Source organism: Paraburkholderia sp. BR10882 (assembly GCF_040948855.1).
In the GTDB taxonomy this organism is placed as follows: Bacteria; Pseudomonadota; Gammaproteobacteria; order Burkholderiales; family Burkholderiaceae; genus Paraburkholderia; species Paraburkholderia nodosa_A.
In genome coordinates this window covers 1-255 of record NZ_JBFPKP010000097.1, presented here as the reverse complement: position 1 = coordinate 255, position 255 = coordinate 1, and the positions used below count along the sequence as shown (strand labels likewise).

Below are 255 nucleotides of genomic sequence, written 5' to 3'. Positions count from 1 at the left end.
GCACGGGCAAGCCGGTTTCGGTGGGCCTGCTCGGCAATGCCGCCGATGTCTTCGCCGAGTTCGTGAAGCGCGGCATCACGCCCGACTGCGTGACCGACCAGACGAGCGCGCACGACCCGATCAACGGCTACCTGCCGCAGGGCTGGACCGTGGAGCAGTGGCGTGAAGCGCAGAAGGTCGCGCCGGAAAGCATCGTGAAGGTCGCGAAGGAATCGATGGCCCACCAGGTGCGCGCGATGCTTACGCTGCAGGAGC

At 67.1% G+C, this 255-nt stretch carries 1 pseudogene; it reads left to right on the top strand.

The window, feature by feature from the left end:
• Positions 1-255: pseudogene (locus AB3X99_RS41055) on the top strand (urocanate hydratase); the annotation flags it as partial.